The following is a 19,982-nucleotide window of genomic DNA, read 5'->3' on the forward strand; positions in this document are numbered from 1 at the left end:
AGGAAACGCCATGCGCTTTCGCATTCCCTCTTTATTGATGGTTTTGCTACTGGTTGGTTGCTCGTCTCTTTCCATTTCACCACCGTTAACAACCGACCAGCATTGGATTTCTGAAACTTTACCCAATGGTTTTCGCTACCACCTGTATCCCATTGAAGGGCAAGACGTAGAGTTGCGCCTTATCGTCAATGTCGGAAGCCTTAACGAGCGTGAAAATGAACGTGGCTATGCGCATTTTATCGAGCACATGGCGTTTAATGGCACGACACATTTTCCGAACAATTCTGTATTCAAAGAATTTGCAGCCGTGGGTGTGCAATTCGGTCCAGACATCAATGCTGTGACGGATTACGGGCGGACAGTGTATCAACTGTCGTTGCCCGATGATGAGAAGCTTGATGAAGCGCTGCGTTGGTTCAGGGACATTGGTGACGGCATTTCGTTGAGTGAAAAAGGGGTGAAGGACGAAATTGCGGTGATCTTCGGCGAATGGCGGTTGGACAACAAAGCCCAATCGTCATGGCAGCTTCAAGTGTATGACGATGTGCTGAACGATACGCCTTATGTAGATAGAGACCCTATCGGCACTGAGCAAACGTTAACACAGGCAAATGCAACATCGCTCAGCCGTTTTTATAAAAAATGGTACAGCGCGAATCGGATGCAATTGGTGGTTGTGGGTGACATGAATGCATTGGCGTTGCAGCAGGTGATCCATCAAGATTTTGCGTCGTTGCCGACTGAAAGCAACATCCCCGAACGCCACGCTTTGCCCGATGCGCAAGAAGGGTTTCAGTTTCCTCTGACAGTATTTGGTCAGCAAGGGCAGTCACCTGCGATTGTTGTGAACATCAAAGAAGGACAGTACACGCCTGCCAGCACGCTGAAAGAACAGCGTTCGCGTTGGCTTGATTGGATGGTGACAGATGCGATTCAATTGCGACTCGAAGAACAACTAGACCGACGTGCTATCAATAATAATGGCGTTTATAGCAATGTATCGTTTGTGCCTGGTTGGAATGTGTATGAATTCACCGTCGATCATAACCAACAAACCCGAGACGATGTGGTGGATGCGGTTGCGCGAGATTTCGCCTCGCTGAGGGATATAGGCATTGGCGAGAGTGAGTTCCAGCTTTTGTTTGAACAATATCAGAACATCGATTTTTCAATGGACAGCTATTCGTCTATTGATAATGCTGAAAACGCCGTATCCAATCTATATATCAATCGCTTGCCACAAGATGCCTTTGAAGAACACGACAACTTTCAACGCTTTCTCAATGAGCTGTTGCGTGAAGACATTAATGCACGTTTACGCGAACTGTTATCCCCATCCACCATGTCGCTCACCATTGCTTATGGCAGAGGTGAGTCATTGGCGAGCGCCGATGCGCTCAAGCGTGATTTCTTTGACGCTGTTGCGCAAGCGGGCGAAGATGTGACGATCGAATATAAACAGGTTCAAATACCGCAACCAACCCCTGTAGTCAGTCCGGATTTGCCTCCTAAGGTAGTCTCACGCGATCTATATCAATGGATGCTACCCAATGGCGTGCCGACCACTTTCTATCAGATGGATGATGGAACGGGGTATAGCCACGTTGTGTTGCAGGCGAAGGGCGGTTTGTCATCGCTAACGCGCCGAGAACGCGCTGCGGTTAACATGTTGTACGAAACCTATCGTCGAGGCAGTGTTGATGACATTGATCTCAATGATTTCTATCACTATGTCGATGGCCTCAGTGCTTCCATCGTCCCTTCTGTGTATACCAACGTCCATAACATTGCGTTATCTACTAGCAGCGATACCTTGGCAGAGTCATTGAATGCGCTTCGATTCCTGATTGGACATATTGCGCCTGACGAACAGGCATTCTATCGAGAGAAATCGCGGTTGCTTGCCCGATTAAACAGTGTGAAATCTTCACCGTATGATGAGTTTGAACGCGCGTCTTTGCAGCTTATGTATCCCGATGATTCCTTCGAATCTCGGCTCAACCTTGAAGACTATGAGCAGTTAACCTTTAACGATGTGGTTGCTGTTTATCAGCGACTTTTCGCTGACCTCGGTAACATGAACGTCTATGTTGCATCGGATTTGCCGCCGAGCGTGATACAGCACCTAACGGGGACTTATCTGGGAAGCTTATCAACGCAAAGGCCTCCATCGAAAATCTCTCCTGCTGTATTGCATAAGAAAGGCGGTCGCGTGGTGTTGGCCACTTCACCGGAATACCGCACCTACATTGAGAAGATCTTTGTGTTGAAGGTTAAAAGGCGAGATGTGGAGCAATTTTTTGCAGAAGACATGCTCAATAGGGTCATTCAGGCGCGATATAACGCCATTATGCGAGAGCGTTTTGGGTTTGACTACGACCCGTATTTTTCTGCGTGGACTTGGGACGGAGAGAAAGTACTCGTCGCGATGTTTACCGCGTTAATTGATCCTGAGCGAGAAGAAGAGTTGCAAAAGCGATGGCCTGCTATACAAGCCGAATTGATGCGCCCAGTTTCACAGCAGGAGAGGAACAATGCCGGCGTTCAGTTAAGCCGTGAGATAAACAGCATGACCCGAGACAGTCACCAATTGATTGGTGCGCTTGCCCGTTATGATACTTGGGGGTATGGAGTGGAAGGTTTGCTGGCTCCGGAAGATGTGGTTAAGCGCATCGACGTGGAAAAATTGAACGCATTAGCAGCATCTATTTTTGCAGCGAATACGCAGTTTGAGAATATTCTGAGGCCTGCCCCAGACGCTATATCGACGAAGTAAGACGTGTTCTTGTATGTGCTGTCGCCGTTGTGATTCAGCCGCAACTATGGCGATCAACCAAAACAGAAAACGCGCCGAGGGCGCGTTTTATCAAAGCAGGTTAGCAAGGCACACTTAGTGCGTTTTCTTACCGCCGAAGTATTTTTCAAGAACTTCAGGCGTCAAGTCGCCTTTTTCTTCGAGCGCTTTCAATTCTGCAGCAATGCGTTTTTGTTCTTCCATCGAAGGCAAAGGAAGGTCAGGTTCGCGCTCAGGCGCATCTTTCATCATGTTTTCTAAATCGATCATAGCTATAAGACCCAATTTCAATGTGACGCCCATTTTAAGGAAAAAGTCTGACTGCTATCAAGCAAAGAGACACCGAGAAGGATGGTTAACACGTATTTAGTTGTCGAAACGCAAACAAATTCGGGCTCTTCAATGCGTTGAAAAGGGGCTAGAGCACACGTAGAGACGCGGTTTTCATTCAATTTCTTGTGTTTTTCATTTTTTTGTAACACTGTAACAAAAGACAGTTGGCGAGCTGAAAATAAGAAAAAACAAAGGAAGGTATTTATGACAGATGTAATTGAAGTCTACGTAGTCAACGCATTCGTCGCTGATAACCAGGGCGGAAACCCCGCAGGTGTTGTTCTAAATGCCCAGTCGTTAGACGCTGCTCAAATGCAGACGATTGCTGCAGAGCTCGGTCATTCAGAAACCGCGTTCGTTCTTTCATCGAAAAAGGCGGATTTTCGCGTTCGCTTCTTTACCCCAACTGAAGAGGTCGACTTTTGTGGACATGCCACCGTCGCCACTTTCTCTACGTTGTTTAAAACTGAAAAAATAGCGGCGGGTCATTATTTCCAAGAAACCAAAGCGGGTGTGCTGAGCATTGAGATTGAAGCCGATGGTCGTGTCACCATGGGACAAGCTCTGCCAACGTTTGGCGCTGAGTTTACACCCGAAGAGATAGCCCCTTTACTCGGTATTCATAGCGAAGACATTCTTGCGACAGGTTTGCCTGTTCAGGCGGTATCAACGGGTATGTCAGACATTATTGTGCCGCTGATTGATGAAGCATTACTGAATAAGATCAAGCCAGATTTGGATGCCATTGAGGCGTTTAACCTAGCGTCTAACACAATAGCAATTCATGTGTTTGCTATCACGCCGACCGAGTCTGATATTTCAGCGCGATGCCGAAATTTTGCACCTGCGGTAGGTATTGATGAAGAATCAGCAACAGGCAGCGCAGCAGGGGCGCTAGCGTCCTACTTACATCGCTATCAAGGTGGTAAATACCGTTATCTGTTCGAACAGGGCGAGATTTTAAATAAACGATCGCTTTTGTGGGCGCAAGTTGATGGTGATGAAGAAATCATTGAAAATGTCACTGTGGGTGGCTTTAGTGACAAACCTCAGCGGATTCCATTTCGAATAGAAGAACTTGCATAATTAAACCGTATAAATGTCGGTAACTGATTGAATCTTAAAAAAGGAAGCTAATTTGCTTCCTTTTTTTATGGGTAATTTCTTTACAGGTAGAATTTTAACTCTCTCCAGAAATGGCGCTATTTAACGGAAAAAGAAGGAAAAAAATCAACTTTGGTCTAACTTTAAAGGGTGTCTTACTAACGGGATAGAGAAAGCGTGGCTGAGATTTTTTTTTCATGTCAACCAATCTTTGACAACGAATTACAACATTGGGGAAGCGAGTTGCTTTTCCGAGAGGGGTTAGAAAACAAGTTTCCTTCCATTGATGAAGACACGGCCACATCGCGGATCCTCAGTGCGAATTTCCTTGCGAGTAATGCTAAGCAAAAACTAACACGCTACATCGTGAGCTTTGGGGAATCTTCGCTGCTTGATGAAATTCCGCTTTCTATGCCGAGCCAGCATTTGATCATTGCGATCACTGACGAGTGTTCACCAACCGCTGAACTCGTGAGTAAGTTGCGAGCCTATCGCACAGAAGGGTATCGCATTCTTATGGATGGCAAGGTCATCAATAATGAATGGCGAAACTACTTAGAACTCATCGACATTTTAAGCATCAGCATGGAGCGAGCCAACCCTGCTGATTGGGAATATACGATTTCTCAGTATCCGCAACAGGTATTCCTTGCCCGAAAGGTGGAAAAACAAGAAGAGCTTGAAGCTGCGCAATCATATGGTTTTGCATTATTCCAAGGCTACTTCTTCGAAAAACCTCAGATTGTCCGTTCAGAAGACGTGGCGCCATCCGTGATGTCTTTGCTCGATATTTGCATCATCATCAATAAAAACCCTGATGACATCGATACCTTAGCCAAAGTCATTTCGAAAGATGTGTCTCTGCTTTACAAGGTGATTGCCAGCGCAAACATTTTAGCGAAAACCAAGACAAGCAAAATCTCAAATCCTCGACAAGCTGTTGTTTATTTGGGGGTTCAGGCACTTAGGCGCTTGGTATCTTTGTTAATTATGTCTAACCTGAATCATCAGCATGCCGCACAACTTCAGAATGCGGCACTGTCACGGGCAACGTTTTACTCCATGCTGTCTATCGAAGACAAAGCCTTTAATGCCGATGAGGCGTTTATTGTAGGGGCGTTCTCTTTGCTCGATGTCATGTTAAGTAAACCTATGGCTGATATTGTGGCTCAGCTTGATCTCTCTAACGACGTTAAACGCGCTTTGGTAAACAAAGAAGGGATCTACGGACATCTATTGCAAATGAGCCACGACATAGACCAGGCAAACTGGAATGGATTAGTTCATTGGTGCAACCAGTTAAAACTCAGTGATAAAGCCGTGTTGAAGGACTTTGAAGCAGCCCGAATCAGCACAGCAGATATAACCGCCAGTATGCAGGTTTAATACGAATATGACGGTAACAATGCGAACCAAACTAGCAGTCGTGCTGATCGTCAGCGGAACGCTGATTCTCAGCCTGTTTGGAATGTTTAACTATTACAAAACACATGATCGTTTGTACGGTGAACTTGATAATGAACTGTCGTCCATTGCGATGCGTTTGTCTTATCGATTGCCGAACCAATTGTGGAATTTTGATTTTGAAACCGTCATCAAAGACATTGAAAGTGAGTCTGCTTCACGCTTTGTGTATCGCATTGAAGTTGTGGCCAAAGATGACAACTTTCGTCATATCACGTCACCAAAGGATGGCAGGGTAGACAACGAGTTTAAACTCCATGTGTACCCGCTAATCTACAGTGAGCTTGATAAACCGCGTCCCGTGGGCGAATTGATCATTTATGAAGACCCGCGACCGATTGAAAGTACCCTGACATCAGAAATTGTATCTGGCATCGCGCAGGTGTTTTTGCTCGATTTGATGATCATGTTCTTGATTTGGAAATACGCCCGCGCCATTAAAGAAATCGAATCCAGTAAGAATTATCTCAACACCATTATTCACAGCTACAACGATGGTTTAGTGGTGTTGGCGGATGATCACCGTGTATCCACATTGAATGAGGCGGCGCGACGGCTGTTTGAGGTGGATGACGTCAGCGATGAAGATGTCTCTCTGTCAGACATTATTTCCAAGGTGGTGCCAGACTCGCGTGCCTACTTTTCGCAAGCCTTGTATGGCTTCAACACTAAAAGCCTCAATTACGAATTGATGCGCGCGAATGACAAAGTGATCATTCAGGTGCGTTCAACCAAAATCACTGTCAATGATGAGCAGCTTCAAGTCGCGATCATTCGCGATATTACTGAGCAATATCTCGACAAGATTAAAGTGTCGAAAGGGGCGGAGCTTTTCTCTGCTGTTAAAACGCTTCAAGACAAATTCCTCGCCAGTGAAGATTTCCATCATAGCTTCAAAGAAGTGCTCAAGATCCTGCTTAAAATCGGTGAAAGTAACCACGGTCTGATTGTTGAACTTGATCGCGATGCACCCGATAACTATCGAATCCTGTCGCAGACCCGTTTGATCGCCAATGGCTATGTATCAGAAGGCTTTGTGAAGAATGTGGTGACTGATGTTATTGAAACCAAAAAGGGTAGCCGCAGTCTTCAAGTTGCTGGCCTTGCTACTAATAACAATAAACTGATCATCAATGCCTTGAGCATGCCGTTGTTCCTTTCCAATCAGCTGGTCGGCGTGGTGTGTTTATTCGATGAATCAACCAACTACGACGATGATTTGCAATCATGGATAGAGCCCGTACTGTCGAGCTTGAGTGCCATGGTTAACTTTGTGCGTCAGAAAAAGCTCAATGATTTGATCTCGAGTGAGATGGTTAAAGCCAAAGAAGATGCTGAACGTGCGAATGAAGCCAAAACCAATTTCCTCGCCATGATGAGCCACGAAATTCGCACGCCAATGAATGGCATTGTGGGTATGTCGAATTTGTTGCGTGAAACCTCGCTGAACCAACAACAATCTTACTTTGTGGATACCTTGGTGCATTCTTCCAATGCGCTTCTTAACATCATTAATGATGTTCTCGATTTAACAAAAATCGAGGCCGGAAAAATGCAACTCATTGAAACGGAGAGTGAGTTGCCTGATCTTGTGCATGAAGCGCTGGTGGTGTTTCACGCAAAAACCGTTGAGAAGAATTTACGCCTGCATTGCTTCATTGAACCTAACCTACCGCGTTGGATGATGCTTGATCAGGTGCGGTATAAGCAGGTGATTTTAAACCTGGTCGGTAACGCGGTGAAGTTTACCAAGCAAGGATCGATCATGGTGCATGTCAGCCAAATTGATGTGGACAAGACACCTTGGCTTCGGTTGGAAGTGATCGACACGGGTATTGGTATTCCTGCTGACAAGCTCGATACGATTTTCGAGAATTTCACACAGGTTGATAGTTCTTATAGTCGCTCATATCAAGGCACCGGATTAGGTTTGCCAGTGTGTCGTAAATTGGTTGATTTGATGGGCGGTGACATTCGCGTTTCTAGTCGTGATGCGCTGGGCACCACGTTCACGGTTGATGTGCCCCTCAAAGGGCTGGAAAACCACCCTGAAACCTTATTCAGTAGCTTGCCGCCACTTGCCGATACCCTTGAACAACACGCGCTGATTGCGACACGCGACGATCAATTAATGCTGGTGTTCAAATCTTACCTCACAGAGTTGGGGTTAACCGTAACGCAATATTCACCAGAATCAGAGTTGCCGACCGCAGTGGCGAGTAGCGCCATTTTGTTTGTTGATGAGGATGTTGCGGGTGAAATTCATGCTGCTATCAGCGCTGCGTCCACGTCTATTTTGATCAGTCACGATGGCATGGTTGAGGGCCAAGGCATGCCGTGTTTGATTAACCCAATCAGCCCTGAAGTGCTTTATCACGTGCTGTGTGCCGATACCGAAATGCCCACGTTTGAAGAGAATGGGGCGAAAGACGGTGTGGTGCGTTTTGATGGTTTGAACGTGCTGATTGCCGAAGACCATTTGGTTAACCAAGATTTGATGGTTTTAGTGTTGCAAAGTTTAGGGTGCAATTCCACGTTGGCTGATAACGGCCGCGTCGCATTGGACAAACACAAAGCGGATCCGTATGACCTCATTCTTATGGATTGCCAAATGCCAGAAATGGACGGCTTTGAAGCCACGCAGCTCATTAGAAAGTTCGACCGTGAAACGCCTATCATTGCTGTGACCGCGAATGCGTTGTCTGGTGATGCTGAACGTTGTTTGGCGGCGGGCATGAATGCGCATTTGGCCAAGCCGTTTACCAAGGATCAATTGGTAAATTTAATGCTCCTGTATGTACCAAATGAAAAGATTCAACGTGAGATCCAACCTGATTTTGTGGGTATCGACATTAATCTCACCGAATTTGAAAATAAGTTTGTGCCACAGGCGGACATTGCTTCGATTGAGCAAGACGAAGAAGTGGTTGCTGGCGAATCAAAAATTAATCTCGAGCAAATTCGCGACCAGATAGGCGATAGCGAAGAAATGATTCAACGCATTCTGGGTAAGTACGTTAAGACGCAACTGAATGACATCGATGCGTTTGAGGTGGCACTGAACGACGAAGACTTCACCAGTGTAAGAAAAATTGCGCACCGCATGAAAGGTGCCGCTGCAATGATTGGTGCGTCTGAATTGTCTACGCTCTGCCTAGAAATAGAAAAATACCCATCCGATGATATTGATGCGTTACGCGCGTATCTTCCTTTACTTAATCAAAACGCTAAAGCCATCATTCGTGAAGTGGAAGCGCTCGGCGCTGTTTAGCAGTGCCGTCTAATTTTTAATCGCAACGTTCTACTCTGTCTCGTCTCATTGGCGAGTCGCTCGCCGGTTTCCTGTTTCTCTGGTTGTTACTTTCTCTGTTGCAATGTTGATGCGCCTCTATTTTTCTCAATCATATTTTCTCATTTCTCGGAATGATTGACAGATCGTCAAGCTGGGTTAACGAATATTCTTCATTTGTGTACGGAATGTTGGTGTAGTTGGCAGGAATGACATAGTTTTAATAATCAAATTTATACCGTGAATGACATGCGTAAATGATTCACTTGGAATTGAATAGATTGAAAAGGTTTGAATTCGATCATTTTCTGATGTTTGCGCATAGGACCAATATTTCGCGAAAAGGAGAGTCCAAATGCAACGAACGCTTACGATAGCGTTTATTTCGTTATCACTCATCGCATGCAGTGAAGAGCCCCCCGTACCAGAACCCGAAGCAAGACCTGCCAAAATGATGACCGTCTCCATTGGAGATGGCGACATAAACCGCACTTTTTCTGGCACCGTGGAAGCGGATGATCAGGCCGTGCTTGCGTTTCGAGTATCGGGTGAAATTACAGACATGCCCGCGCTTGCAGGCATAGATGTGGTGGCAGGTGATGTGCTTGCAGAGTTAGACAAAGATGAATACGGGTTGCTGCTTGCGAAAGCGAAGGCAAGTTATCGTCTCTCTAAGGTGCAATATGACCGTGCGGTTAAGTTGAAGAAAACCAATGTTATTTCAGAGCAAGACTTTGATAGCGCCAAATCGAGCTTGAGTGAAGCCAAAGCTGGGTTAGATCTTGCACAGTCTAACTTTGATTACACCACACTGAAGGCACCGTATAGCGGTACGATTTCACTGAGAGTGAAAGAGCGCAATGAATTCGTTGGTGCGATGGAACCCGTCATGCATATCCAAACGAAGGATGTGATTAACGTGAGCTTTCAACTTCCAGAGCGTCTTTTCCAATATTTCAATTCAGAATCTGAACTGCAGAGCCACCAACCGTTGATTTCTTTTGATACTTACCCGGGCAGCAGCTTTCCTGCAACGTTAAAAGAAGTCGATACCGAAGCGGATACCACCACGGCGTCTTATCGCATTACAGTGACATTGCCTCGTCCCGACAATGTGAACGTGTTACCGGGCATGGCCGCGCAAGTGACGGCGACCTTGCCAGGTGCAAGCCAGAATATTATTCCCGACACAGCCATTGAAAACGATGGTGACAGCACCTTGGTGTGGCGAGTGGGTGAGGATGGCAAAGTGTCGAAAGTGTCAGTGTCTTTAGAAAATAACAAGCTGGTCGGCGGGCTGGAAAGTGGCGATACGATTGTTATAAACGGAATCAACAGCCTTGATGAAGGCATGGTGGTTTATCCGTGGGTCAAGGAACGAGGGTTGTAAAAATGATGAAGCGTATCAATCAATTTGCCATCAAATCCTTGGTGCCAGCGATCGCGATTGCTCTTGTTGGGTGTAATGAAGCGCCTTCGGCGACGGATAAAGCGCCGCAAAATGTCGATGTTTTAGTGATTGGCGATGGCCAAAATGACGCACGTTTGCATTTTCCGGCCATTGCTGCGGCTGCCGACAGGGCGGAATTATCTTTCTTGGTAGCTGGTGAGATTAACGCCATTAACGTGAAGCCGGGGGATATCGTTAAGAAAGGTGATGTGCTCGCATCGCTCGACCCAACGAGCTATCAGCTTGAAGTGGACAATACCCAAGCGCGTTTTAACGTATCAGACAGCCAATACCGTCGTTCTAAGCCGCTGGTTGAAAAAGGCCTGCTAGCGAAATCTCAATTTGATGAGTTGGCTGCTCAACGACAGATCGCAAAAGCGGATCTAGATTTGGCAAAACTCAAATTGTCTTACACCAAAATGACCGCTCCTGTGGATGGCGTAATCAGTCGTGTGCCAACCCAAGCCTTTGAAAATGTGTCAATTGGTCAAACCATTTTGAATATTCACGATGCAAGTCAGGTGGATGTGCGCATTCAGGTGCCGGATGTGTTGTTTGCGCGTAATGGCGGGAAAAGCCGTGAAGAGAACACGCAACACATTCGTCCTAAAGTGCAAACCGACGATGGCATGGAATATCGTGCGACGGTGAAAGAGTTTACTGCCCAGCCTGATCCTGAAACAGGGTCGTTCATGGTGACACTGACCATGCCGATGCCAAAAGACAAGTTCATTCTAGACGGCATGACAGTCGAAGTGTTGGTGGATGAAATCAGTCTGTATGACGACAGGGCGCAACTCATCGAAGTACCGATTGAAACCGTGTTTAACGAAGACGGTGATGGTTTAGACAAGAGCAATAAGTTTGTTTGGAAATTGAAAGATGACAACACGCTAGAGAAGCGAAAAGTCACGGTGGGTAATTTAACGCCTTCTGGCATTTTAATTATCGAAGGTGTGACGTCGGGCGATCGTATTGTTTCGACGGGTGTGAATCGCCTCCGTGCTGATCAGTTAGTAAACGTCATCGAGAAAAAGGACATTGACCAATGAAACAGACGATTGCCAGTTACTTTATAAACAATAAGGTAATCAGTTGGATGTTGACGCTGATCTTCCTTATTGGCGGTACCCAAGCCTTTTTTGGATTGGGTCGGTTAGAAGATCCTGCGTTCACGATCAAAGATGCATTGATTGTGACCAGCTACCCAGGTGCAACACCACAGCAAGTGGAAGAAGAAGTTACTTACCCTATCGAGAAGGCGGTACAGCAACTTGTCTATGTCGATGAAGTGACCTCGATTTCGAGTCGTGGCTTATCTCAAATTACCGTGACCATGAAGAACAACTTTGGCCCTGATGATTTGCCGCAAATTTGGGATGAATTACGCCGAAAAGTGAATGACTTGCGTGGCAGCTTGCCTCCCGGCGTTAACACGCCACAGGTTATAGATGACTTCGGTGATGTGTTCGGCGTGCTATTAGCGGTCTCTGGTGAGGGATATTCTTATCAAGAGCTCGAAGACTATGTCGACTTTCTCCGCCGAGACCTTGAGCTTGTTGAAGGCGTGGGCAAGGTTCAAGTCACGGGTACACAGCAAGAACAAGTCTTTATCGAAATCTCGATGCGCAGGTTGTCAAACCTCGGCTTATCGCCAGATACCATCGATAACCTTTTAGCGACGCAAAACTTAGTTGGTAGCGCGGGCGCATTACGCATTGGCGATGAATACATCCGCATCCACCCAACGGGTGAATTCACCAGTGTGGAAGAACTGGGCAATTTGATCATTAACGAAGCTGGGCAAGAAGGGCTTATCTACCTGAAAGATGTCGCGGACATTAAACGTGGCTATCAGGAAGTGCCGAGTAACTTGCTGAGTTATAACGGCAGCGAAGCGTTGCACCTTGGGGTATCTTTTGCACAAGGCGTCAATGTGGTCGAAGTGGGTGAACGGGTTGATCGTCGACTCGCTGAGCTAAAGGAAAACCAACCTATTGGTATCGACATTGGTGTGGTGTATGCCCAGCCAACAGAAGTTGATACCTCTGTGAAAGGCTTTGTGGTGAGCTTGGGTCAAGCGGTCGCCATCGTGATTATCGTGCTGCTTTGCTTTATGGGGCTGCGTTCTGGCTTATTGATAGGTCTGATTCTGCTGCTGACTGTGCTCGGCACCTTTATTTTCATGCAGTACTTCGCCATCGATCTGCAACGTATTTCTTTGGGTGCATTGGTTATCGCGTTGGGGATGTTGGTGGATAACGCCATTGTGGTGGTCGAGGGGATACTCATCGGCCTCAAGAAGGGAAGAACCCGGACGGAGGCCGCCTCAGACATTGTTACCCAAACCAAGTGGCCGTTGCTGGGGGCAACCGTCATTTCAGTGACCGCGTTTGCTCCCATTGGTTTGTCTGCTGATGCAACCGGCGAATATTGTGGCACCTTGTTCCAAGTGCTGCTCATCTCTCTGATGCTAAGCTGGTTTACTGCCATTACGCTGACACCCTTCTTCGCCAGCATGTTCTTTAAAGAAGAAGTGCAGGCTGAAGGTGAAGAAGACGTTGATCCATACAATGGCATGTTGTTCGTGCTGTACCGTAAGTTCTTAGGCGTGTGCATGCACCGCACGGGTGTCACCATCGTGGTGTTAGTTGCTGCGCTAGCCGCAAGCCTTTACGGGTTCACCTTGCTGAAGCAGTCTTTCTTCCCGTCATCTACTACGCCTATGTACATGGTGGATATCTGGATGCCAGAAGGTACAGACATTCGTGCAACGGAAGAAAACCTGATCGAGATTGGCGCTTGGGTTCAAAATCAGCCAAATGTCGAACATGTTTCTACCAGTGCGGGTCAAGGGGTTCAACGCTTTATGTTGACGTATGCACCGGAGAAAAGTTATTCGGCGTACGGTGAAATCATCATTCGCGTGAAGGACTATGAATCTGTGTTGCCTTCGATGGCGGTAGTGCGTGATCACCTAGACCAGGGCTTCCCTGGCCTTCAATACAAAATGAAACGCATTGAACTAGGGCCAGCATCTGGTTCGAAGATTGAAACACGTATCCTTGGTTCTGATCCGACGGTACTTCGCTCGATTGCAGCCGAAGTGACAGACATTTTGAACAGCGACCCGGATGCGGTGAACATTCGCCATGATTGGCGTGAACGCACGAAGATTCTCGAGCCGCAATTCAATGAAAGTCAGGCACGTCGATATGGGATCACCAAAGCAGACGTTGATGAACTCCTGATGATGGCGTTCTCTGGTCTCAATGTGGGTATTTATCGAGATGGCACGACTTTAATGCCAATCGTAACCCGCTTGCCTGAACAAGAACGTGTGGACGTGAAAACCATCGAAGGCATGAAAATCTGGAGCCCTGTGCTCAAAGATTACATTCCTTTGCAACAAGTGATTCTTGGCTATGAAGTGATTTGGGAAGATCCGCTCGTGGTTCGTGAGAACCGTAAGCGCACATTAACCGTGTTTGCGGACCCAGATCCATTGAAAGATGTCACGGCTGCGACGTTGCAAAAGCGCATTCAACCTTTGGTTGAAGCCATTGAATTGCCAAAAGGCTACAGCATAGAGTGGGGTGGAGAATATGAATCATCCGGTGATGCACAGGAAAGCTTGTTCACCACCATGCCGATGGGCTACCTCTTCATGTTCTTGGTGACGGTGTTCCTGTTCAACTCCGTGAAAGATTCTATGATTGTCTGGCTGACGGTGCCGCTTGCCATTATCGGTGTGACAACAGGTTTACTCTTGTTGGACACGGCATTTGGCTTTATGGCACTTCTGGGCTTCTTGAGCCTGTCCGGTATGCTGATTAAAAACGGTATTGTTTTGATTGACCAAATCAACATTGAGATGGAAAGCGGGAAAGATGAACTCAATGCGATAGTTGATGCGGCTGTCAGTCGTGTGCGGCCTGTCTGCATGGCGGCAATCACGACCGTATTGGGGATGATTCCATTACTGCCTGATGTTTTCTTTAAACCAATGGCGGTCACTATCATGTTTGGTTTGGGCTTTGCGACAGTACTGACGTTGATCGTCGTTCCTGTGCTCTATCGTCTCTTTTATCGGATAAAATATCATCCTGTATGATCCGTCTTTTAACGGGAAAATAGCCTGCATCATGCAGGCTATTTTCATTTTAAAAGGGTGCTCGTCGTCACATCCAAAAAAACGGTCAAAAAAACAACGAAATGCCATTAAAAAATAAGCTTTTTATATCAATAAGATAGGAGCGCATGGGTGGTGTGGATAACTAAATTTTTATCCACAGAAATGGTTGATAACTCGGTAGATTAATCATGTGAAGGCTTACCCAGCGCGGCTTACAAAAAAGTCAAGCAATGACATTTTGATGAAATTTTAATGTGACTCTACCTTGACAGGATTTTTGTCTTAACCATCTAAGAATGAACGCAATTTAGGGGACATCGATCCATATAATTGAAGTTGCATGATCAATTAAATGCATGAAAAAGGATCGCTAAATGCTGTCAATTCCTTACTTAAATATGCTCAAAAGTTGCACACATGGTAACTGGTCAAACGCTAAGCGGTTTCCAAAGTAGGGAAGGTGTAAAGAAAACGCCAAGCACTGTGCTTGGCGTTGTTTGTTTCGGCGGGTCTTATTCTGCGCGTTAAAGCACGCTAGCTTGATTCATCAGCAGTACCTTCTTTCTCTGAACTTGAACGCGAACTTTGCTCAAAGGTGTATTTTAAGGCCAAGTAGCCGATCACCGCCGCGAGGATAGAGCCGATAAATATGGCAATGCGAGATAGGTCGACCAATGCATGGTTGTCAGCGCCTGGGAAGGCCAATGTCGTGATGAATATCGACATGGTAAATCCAATACCACAGAGAATAGATGCAGCAACCACATGCATGAAATGCACGCCCTTGGGCAAGCTTGCCACCCCAGTCTTGATGGCGAGGTAACAAGCGGCGCTGATCCCTAATGGTTTACCAAGTAGGAGCCCAAGCGTAATTCCTAACGGGAGTGGTTCTAACAACATATCAGCGCTGAAGTCATTGAGCGGTACGCCAGAGTTCGCAAACGCAAACAGCGGCAGAATCGCAAAGCTACTCCAAGGATGGATACCGTGTTCCAAATAGCGGAGTGGGCTTCTCACACGGTGGTGCTTGATACGAAGCGGCACAGCGAAGCCAAGAATGACCCCTGCCACTGTGGCATGAACGCCGGATTTTAGAACAGCAACCCAAAGTATCGCCCCCACGAGTAAATACCCTGTCAAACGGGCCACCCCTTTCGCGTTCATATAGAACAATGCAGCGCTTGCCAACACAGCGATAGAAAGAGCAATCACGGACAGGTCGCTGCTAAAGAACAGTGCAATAATGATAACCGCGCCTAAATCATCAATCACGGCCAATGCGAGTAAAAAGACTTTGAGGCTAACAGGTGTTTGCTTACCGAAAAGGGCCAGTACACCAAGGGTAAAGGCAATATCGGTGGCGGCAGGAATGGCCCATCCATCCAACGATTTTGGCTCATTGATGTTCAGTAGGACGAAAATGAGAACCGGAACTACCATGCCACCGATCGCCGCGATAACAGGGAACATAGCGCGGGAGCGGGTTCGCAATGCGCCTTGAATCAATTCTCGCTTTACTTCCAAGCCGATCAACAGAAAGAAAATGGCCATTAAGCCGTCGTTAATCCAAAGGAGTAAATTCTTTTCTATATCGAGGGAACCGATCTTTATGTGGATGGGTGTATCCAGTAACGCTAGGTAGTAAGGAGCAAGTGGTGAGTTCGCAATAATAAGGGCTGCGAAAGCCGTGGCAATTAAGAGGATCCCGGGGGCCGTGTCGAGCTTGAAAAAGTCGCCCAGTTTTTTAATCAAAACGCGCTCCTATCCTTCGTCGCATAATACTTAAGTCTAATAAGTAAAAGGAAAAAAGGGCAAAAACTTGTCTAAACATTAATTCAAATGCATGACATTGAATAGCGTTTTGCCAAAGCTTCCATGTGTTCCATCACAGGATGTTAGGTTAAGCGTAGGTGCCGAAGAGGGAGTGCACTGCAGCCATCTTGAGACAACTGCAATGTTCTGCTGGATATTTAGGCCGTTTTTTTCGATGGGATCATTTTCAGTGAGAGCGTAAGGTGAAAGATTGCCATGGGCTCATCGCCACTGATTGAGGGGCAGGTTGCCGTGATTTTCACGGGACGATTAACGCGCTCACCGGTTGAAATCGTTTCATCGAGCATTTCATCAATGGCGTGTCCGTCTACACAGGTAAATAAGACATCTGCTTCGGGTCTCTTAAGAAACTCTCCAGTAACCGCTTTGAACGCCAGCGAGATTTTTTCGCCCCGTGCTTCGGCCTTGCTCATTGCCATAAAACCACCAGCGACATCAGCACCAATGGCGAGGGTGCCAAAGTACATGCTGTTGAGGTGGTTTTTGGTTCGACGTCGAGTACGGATTTTTATTTGAACTTGTTCTTCATTCAACACAAGAATCTTAGGGCGGCAATACCAGATCAATGGCACTTTAAAAAAGCCAAACAGTGCCAGCATTCGGTTTGCGTGTTGCAGTGATTGTTTCATCCTTCGTCCTTGAGGCGGTTGAATACAATTCACTCTATAAACTCAACTGGTCGGATGTCAATGTGATGGTTGTTTTGATCCTAGGCTATGTGATCAAGCCAAGCAATTGTGCACGACAGAACGCCACAATGGTTTTGCTATCTTGGATTTGATTATTGGCAATCATGCTCGCAACCTCTTCTACTGAGAAATGCACAACCTCAATGACTTCGTCTTCATCCATTTCCGCTTCGCAGGGTGATAACAGCTTTGCGACGAAGAGATATTGTGTTTCATTGCAAAACCCAGGGGCAGGTAATGACTCGCCAATCGCATGCCATTCTTCTGCTTGTAAGCTGGCTTCTTCTGCCAGTTCTCTCACTGCACAAACCGAGGGGGATTCTGAAGACTCTAAGGTGCCTGCGGGAAATTCATAAATCCAACGGCGAATGGAAGGGCGATACTGCTTGAGTAACACCAGTTTTCCATCGTTTGCGACGGGCAGAATCAGCACAGCACCGGGGTGTTCAAGGGTAATGTGGTTAGTGATGACACCGTTGGGCAAGGTGTGTGTTGATTCTTCGAGCGTGAAGCGCTTCCACGCGTAAAGTTGTTTAGGGTCTGGCATGAGTAATAACTTACTGGCTTAAAAACAGATAATACGCTCACGCTACCCCCGAAAGATGTATTTCCTGAAGAATGTTTCGTGAGATGGCAATAAAAGTGTGATCACGAACAATAAAAAATGCGGGATATTGCAGAAATATGGTAGTATTCGCGCCTAATTTCCATGGGAGTCGCCTTGGGTTGACGGGTATAGATAACTCAATAACTCCCTGTATAAAAAGAAATCATTGGAGTACTACCTTGCAATTTGAAGACCTAGGTTTAGACAAACGCCTTATCAAGACAATTGAGCATTGGGGTTTTAGTGAAGCTACTGAAATTCAAGCAGCTGCAATTCCTGTTGTTACAGCAGGAAAAGATCTGCTCGCGTCGTCTAAAACTGGCTCCGGCAAAACACTCGCATTCTTGTTGCCAGCACTTCAGCGCGTAATGCGCGTGAAATCCCTAAGCCGCCGCGATCCCCGCGTTGTTATTCTTGCACCAACCCGTGAATTGGCGAAACAAGTGTTTGGCGAATTACGCAAACTGCTTGCAGGCACGCAATATAAAGGCGTGTTGATCCTGGGTGGTGAGAACTTCAACGATCAAGCAAAAGAATTCCGCAAAGACCCAATGTTCGTGGTTGCAACACCAGGCCGTCTTGCCGATCACCTAGAGCACCGCCACCTCAGCATTGAAGGGTTGGAACTTCTGATTCTTGATGAAGCCGACCGCATGCTTGATCTGGGTTTTGCACCACAGCTTAAAGCGATCAATGACGCTGCATCGCACCGTCGTCGTCAAACGCTGATGTTCTCTGCAACGCTTAACCACCAACAAGTGAACGACATTGCAGCAGACATGCTGAATGAACCGCGTCGTGTTGCGATTGGTTACGTGAACGAAGAACACAAAGACATCGAACAACGTTTCTATCTGTGTGATCACCTTGACCACAAACAAGCATTGCTTGACCGTGTTTTCGAGGAAGAAGGATACCAACAGCTGATGATATTCACCGCAACCCGTGCAGACACCGAGCGTCTTGCCACTGTGTTTGCGGACCGTGGCATTAAAGCCGTTGCGCTAAGTGGCGACATGAACCAAGCCGCGCGCAACCGTATCATGAACGAATTTGAACGTGGCTTGCACAAAGTGTTGGTAACGACAGACGTTGCTTCTCGTGGTTTGGACATTTCAAACGTGTCTCACGTGATCAACTTCGACATGCCGAAACACGCGGAAGAATACGTTCACCGCATTGGCCGTACGGGTCGTGCTGGTAACAAAGGTACTGCAATTTCTTTTGTTGGTCCTAAAGATTGGATTAGCTTCAAGAGCATTGAAGGCTTCCTCGATAAGAAGATGACCTTCGCAACGTTTGAAGGCTTGAAAGGTAAATTCACCGGTCTTGCACCAAAACGTAAGAAGACCTTCGCGAAGAAACCGACGAAAGCGAAGAAAGTGCAGAAAACCAATGCGAAGAAAGATGCGCCGAAGCAACGTAACAAGAGCTTCTACAAAGGTGTATCTGTGGGTGACCAAGTCTTTGCGGTTAAGAAGAAAAAAGCGCCAGACACCGAATAAGGTTTCTGCTCTAGCAAAATATCTAAGCGCACAACTCTGTGCGCTTTTTTTATGTCTTTTTCTTGTGCCTGTTGCCTGACTAAATGCCTTTACGCTCGTTGGGCATCCTCATTGAACACTCACCGTTCCAGTTCTTAATTTTTACATGACTCATAAAAGAGACGTTTGGGAAATAACCAATGAAAAATCGGTAAGAATGTGACCCGGATTACGATCATATCAATTCGGGGCTGTTTTGCTTTTGCCAATATTTATAAACTCCGACCAGTTAAGAAAGCGCTTTCTTAATGCCATCATTCCTCTAAAGCCAATGACGTAAGGACACTTCATTAGATGAATACGCTAAAACTTCTCACACTGCTCGGCATCTCGTTCTTTCTGTACGGCTGTGGTGGAGGAGGTGATGATGGCGACTCCAACTCTTCTCAATACACGCTCTCATTTTCGGTAACAAACAGCCTAACTGGTCAACCAATCGAAAATGCAGATGTCTCTGTCGATAATGTAAGTCAAATGACAGACAGTGCAGGCAAGGCCGCACATAGCGTAGCTAACGGTAACCTTTCTATTGTTGTCTCACACGACGATTATGCCTCGAAGCGTCTAAATTTCTCTGTGGGTAACGCTGACCGCAGCCTTTCTATCATGTTGCTGAAAACCACGAACGATTCAGATAATCAAAACATCGATTCAGGCACGGACGGTGGCGATACCGACGGTGGCACAGATTCAGGCACGGACGGTGGCGATACTGACGGTGGCACAGATTCAGGCACTGA

General features: G+C 46.6%; 13 protein-coding genes. 9 read left to right on the forward strand and 4 right to left on the reverse strand.

Annotated features, from left to right (window positions below; all coding sequences use genetic code 11):
• Positions 1-10 precede the first annotated feature (10 nt).
• A complete protein-coding gene (locus BCT27_RS25255; RefSeq protein WP_102397148.1) occupies positions 11-2,776 on the forward strand; it encodes a M16 family metallopeptidase in 2,766 nt (921 codons plus the stop codon).
• Positions 2,777-2,890: 114 nt separating this feature from the next.
• On the opposite strand, the gene BCT27_RS25260 is transcribed toward BCT27_RS25255, so the two are convergent.
• Positions 2,891-3,064, reverse strand: coding sequence for a restriction endonuclease subunit S domain-containing protein (locus BCT27_RS25260; RefSeq protein ID WP_198597632.1), 174 nt, complete (start codon positions 3,062-3,064; stop codon positions 2,891-2,893).
• Positions 3,065-3,331: 267 nt separating this feature from the next.
• On the opposite strand from BCT27_RS25260, the gene BCT27_RS25265 reads away from it, so the two are divergent.
• The 6 genes from BCT27_RS25265 to BCT27_RS25290 all read left to right on the forward strand — a co-directional run bounded on the left by BCT27_RS25265 (position 3,332) and on the right by BCT27_RS25290 (position 14,548).
• A complete protein-coding gene (locus BCT27_RS25265; RefSeq protein ID WP_102319449.1) occupies positions 3,332-4,213 on the forward strand; it encodes a PhzF family phenazine biosynthesis protein in 882 nt (293 codons plus the stop codon).
• Between the two features lie 195 nt (positions 4,214-4,408).
• Positions 4,409-5,617, forward strand: coding sequence for an EAL and HDOD domain-containing protein (locus tag BCT27_RS25270; protein ID WP_102390083.1), 1,209 nt, complete (start codon positions 4,409-4,411; stop codon positions 5,615-5,617).
• A 19-nt stretch (positions 5,618-5,636) separates the two neighbouring features.
• A complete protein-coding gene (locus BCT27_RS25275) occupies positions 5,637-8,966 on the forward strand; it encodes an ATP-binding protein (protein ID WP_102397150.1) in 3,330 nt (1,109 codons plus the stop codon).
• A gap of 373 nt (positions 8,967-9,339) precedes the next feature.
• On the forward strand, positions 9,340-10,374 hold the full coding sequence (locus BCT27_RS25280; protein ID WP_102390081.1) for an efflux RND transporter periplasmic adaptor subunit: 1,035 nt from the start codon (positions 9,340-9,342) through the stop codon (positions 10,372-10,374).
• A gap of 2 nt (positions 10,375-10,376) precedes the next feature.
• Positions 10,377-11,486: an efflux RND transporter periplasmic adaptor subunit gene (locus tag BCT27_RS25285; protein ID WP_102397151.1), complete on the forward strand. Its 1,110-nt coding sequence runs from the start codon at positions 10,377-10,379 to the stop codon at positions 11,484-11,486.
• On the forward strand, positions 11,483-14,548 hold the full coding sequence (locus tag BCT27_RS25290) for an efflux RND transporter permease subunit (protein ID WP_102397152.1): 3,066 nt from the start codon (positions 11,483-11,485) through the stop codon (positions 14,546-14,548). Before BCT27_RS25285 ends, BCT27_RS25290 begins: the two co-directional genes overlap by 4 nt.
• A gap of 555 nt (positions 14,549-15,103) precedes the next feature.
• Here the strand turns inward: BCT27_RS25290 and nhaA are convergent.
• The 3 genes from nhaA to BCT27_RS25305 form a co-directional block, all read right to left on the reverse strand.
• Positions 15,104-16,321 (reverse strand): Na+/H+ antiporter NhaA, encoded by a 1,218-nt coding sequence (gene nhaA, locus BCT27_RS25295; RefSeq protein ID WP_102319455.1) that lies wholly within the window; start codon positions 16,319-16,321, stop codon positions 15,104-15,106.
• Between the two features lie 218 nt (positions 16,322-16,539).
• On the reverse strand, positions 16,540-17,031 hold the full coding sequence (locus tag BCT27_RS25300; RefSeq protein ID WP_102319456.1) for a DUF4442 domain-containing protein: 492 nt from the start codon (positions 17,029-17,031) through the stop codon (positions 16,540-16,542).
• A gap of 85 nt (positions 17,032-17,116) precedes the next feature.
• A complete protein-coding gene (locus tag BCT27_RS25305; RefSeq protein WP_102397153.1) occupies positions 17,117-17,638 on the reverse strand; it encodes an NUDIX hydrolase in 522 nt (173 codons plus the stop codon).
• 239 nt (positions 17,639-17,877) lie between these two features.
• Here BCT27_RS25305 and BCT27_RS25310 point away from each other — a divergent pair, with 239 nt between their 5' ends.
• Complete coding sequence (locus BCT27_RS25310) at positions 17,878-19,203, forward strand: DEAD/DEAH box helicase (protein WP_102397154.1); 1,326 nt, start codon at positions 17,878-17,880, stop codon at positions 19,201-19,203.
• Positions 19,204-19,536: 333 nt separating this feature from the next.
• Positions 19,537-19,982 (forward strand): peptidase associated/transthyretin-like domain-containing protein (locus BCT27_RS25315; protein WP_133153401.1); only part of this gene is annotated, 446 nt, incomplete at its 3' end.

Source organism: Enterovibrio norvegicus (assembly GCF_002876705.1).
Classification (GTDB): Bacteria; Pseudomonadota; Gammaproteobacteria; order Enterobacterales; family Vibrionaceae; genus Enterovibrio; species Enterovibrio norvegicus_B.